We start from the raw sequence: 2700 nt of genomic DNA on the forward strand, positions 1-2700 counted from the left end.
CGTCCAGCTCCGCCAGCGCGCCGAGCACCGGCAGCAGCCCGTGCGCCACGTATTCGCCCGCCGTGCCGTGGCAGAGGCCGCCGAGCACGGCGATGGCGTGGTCGGGCAGCGCCGGGCGCAGCGCCAGCGCCTCCTCCAGATGGGCGACGAAGAACAGGCGGACGCCGGCCGCGGCGAGGCGGCGGGCGACCGGGCGGGCGCCGAGGCCGTAGCCGTCGGCCTTGACCACCGCCGCCACCTCCCCGCCGTGCAGGCGGCGCAGGGTCAGCCAGTTGTCGGCGATCGCGTCGAGGTCGATGTCCAGTCGCGCCGCGTGCATCCGCACGCTATCCGCCCCAACCCCCGTGCGGCGCAACCTCGTCCAGCGAAAGCCGGGTGCGCGGCGCCGTCTCGCGCGCCCGCAGCGCATCGTCCAGCAGCGCCGGATCGCCCGGCCAGCCGAGGGCGACCGCCGTATAGGGCTCGATCCCGTCCGGCACGGCGAGGGCGGCGCGGGCGGCGGCGGCGTCGAAGCCGCCCATCATGTGCAGGGCGATGCCGTCCGCCGTCGCCTGGATCGCAAGCTGCGCCAGCGACTGTCCGAGATCGTGGGCGGCGTGGCGGTTGGGCGCGCCGTTGGGGCGGGCGAGCACGGTGCAGCCGATCAGCAGCGCGCCCGCGCGGTGCGCCCAGGTCCGGTTGCCCTCCGACAGGCAGCCGAGGATGCGGCCGAACGCCGCCTCGCCGCGCAGCGCCCAGGCGAGGCGCCAGGGCTGGAGGTTGTTCGACGAGGCCGCCCAGCGCGCCGCCTCCAGCAGCGGGCGCAGGTCCGACGCGGTCAGTGGGCGGTCCGGGTCGAAGGCGCGCGGGCTCCAGCGCGCGGCGATCGCGGCGAGCAGGGGCGCGTCGGTGACGGCATGGCGCGCGGCGCCGCCGATGCCCTCCAGGGCGTGCGCGGTCATCGCTCAGTCCCCCGCGTGATGGGTGTCGAGATCGGTGAAGCGGGTGAACTCCGCCTCGAAGAACAGGTCGATCTTGCCGGTGGGGCCGTGGCGCTGCTTGGCGATGATCAGCTCCGCCTTGTTGTGCACGCTCTCCATGTCCGCCTGCCACTTGGCGTGCGCCGCCTGGAACTTCGTCTCGTCGTCGAAGGTCATCAGCTTCGGCTGGCGCATGTTCAGGTAATAGTCGTCGCGATAGACGAACATCACCACGTCGGCGTCCTGTTCGATGGTGCCGCTCTCGCGCAGGTCCGACAGCATCGGGCGCTTGTCCTCGCGGCTTTCCACCGCGCGCGACAGCTGCGACAGCGCGAGGACGGGGACCGCGAGTTCCTTGGCGATCGCCTTCAGCCCCTGGGTGATCTGGCTGATTTCCAGCACGCGGTTTTCCGGCCGCGTGCCGGCGGCGGGGCGCATGAGCTGGAGATAGTCCACCACGATCAGCGACAGCCCCTGTGTCCGCTTGAGCCGGCGGCAGCGGGTGCGCATGGCCGACAACGTCAGCGCGGGCGTGTCGTCGATATGGATGGGCAGGCCGGCCAGCTCGCGCGAGACCTGCACGAAGCGGTCGAAGTCGCGCTGCCCGATCTCGCCGCGCCGGATGGCGTCGCCGGAGACGCGGCTTTCCTCGGCCAGCAGGCGGGTGGCGAGCTGCTCGGCGCTCATTTCCAGCGAGAACACCGCGACGGCGCCGCGCGGGCGCACGTCCTCGGCGCCGGACGCGGCCTCCGCCTGGATCGCGCGGGCGGCGCCGAAGGCGATCTTGGTCGCCAGCGCCGTCTTGCCCATGCCCGGTCGGCCGGCGAGGATCATCAGGTCGGACGGGTGCATGCCGCCCATCTTGGCGTCGATGTCGCGCAGCCCGGTAGACAGGCCGGCGACGTGGCCGGCGCGCTTGAACGCCCGTTCCGCCCCCTCGATCGCGTCGGCCAGCGCGCGTTCGAACGTCACGAAGCCGCGCTGTTCGCCGCCGTTATGGGCGAGGTCGAACAGCGACTGCTCCGCCGTCTCGATCTGCTGCGCGCCGTCCAGCTCCGGGTTGGCGCCGAAGGCGTGGTTGACCACCGTCTCGCCGATGTCGATCAGCTGCCGGCGCAGCCAGGTGTCGTGGATGGCGCGGCCGTATTCGCCGGCGTTGATGATGCCGACCATCGCCGACAGCAGCTGCGCCAGATAGGCGGTGCCGCCCACCTCGTCGAGCGCGCCGCTGTGCTCGAACTCGGCGCGCAGGGTGACGGCGTCGGCGAGATGCCCGGCCTCGATCCGGCGGCCGATGGCGCGGAAGATGCGGCCGTGGACGGGGTCGGCGAAGTGTTCCGGCTGGAGGAACTCGCTGACCCGCTCATAGGCGCGGTTGTTGGCGAGCAGGGCGCCGAGCAGGGCCTGTTCGGCCTGCAGGTTGGCGGGCGGCTGGCGCTGCGACAGCCCGAGCAGAGGCGAGACGGACGTGTTCATCGGCCCGAGCATAGGCGCGCCGGCCAGAGTCGGCACGCGCCCCGCCCTGTGGATTGCTGTGGATAACGTGGGTGAAGCGGCCGGGTCAGCATCCCGACGGCGGCACGCGCCCGATACCGAGGCGCACCATGCAGGTACCGAAATAGCGGGCGAAGGGCAGGGACAGGCCGGTGTCGTGGCCGGCGAAGCCGTCCGGCCGGTCGAGCACGACCAGCCCCGCGAGGCGGCGGCGCAGCGCGGCGGCGGCGGCGGCGCGCGCGGCCTG

General features: G+C 73.1%; 4 protein-coding genes. All 4 read right to left on the reverse strand.

The features are described from left to right. A partial coding sequence (locus B8460_RS07875; RefSeq protein WP_199445579.1) for an alanine racemase occupies window positions 1-319 on the reverse strand: 319 nt, incomplete at its 3' end. 7 nt (window positions 320-326) lie between these two features. Continuing rightward, on the reverse strand, window positions 327-941 hold the full coding sequence (locus B8460_RS07880) for a nitroreductase family protein (protein WP_084623319.1): 615 nt from the start codon (window positions 939-941) through the stop codon (window positions 327-329). 3 nt (window positions 942-944) lie between these two features. Continuing rightward, window positions 945-2435: a replicative DNA helicase gene (locus B8460_RS07885; protein WP_048861042.1), complete on the reverse strand. Its 1491-nt coding sequence runs from the start codon at window positions 2433-2435 to the stop codon at window positions 945-947. 85 nt (window positions 2436-2520) lie between these two features. Next, a partial coding sequence (locus B8460_RS21755) for a hypothetical protein (protein WP_048861040.1) occupies window positions 2521-2700 on the reverse strand: 180 nt, incomplete at its 5' end.

This window comes from Acidisphaera rubrifaciens HS-AP3, assembly GCF_000964365.1.
Classification (GTDB): domain Bacteria; phylum Pseudomonadota; class Alphaproteobacteria; order Acetobacterales; family Acetobacteraceae; genus Acidisphaera; species Acidisphaera rubrifaciens.

Excerpts from the sequence above, each read along its gene's own strand:
- B8460_RS07880 (WP_084623319.1), bottom strand. The coding sequence starts at position 941 with ATGACCGCGCACGCCCTGGAGGGCATCGGCGGCGCCGCGCGCCATGCC.
- B8460_RS07885 (WP_048861042.1), bottom strand. The coding sequence starts at position 2,435 with ATGAACACGTCCGTCTCGCCTCTGCTCGGGCTGTCGCAGCGCCAGCCG.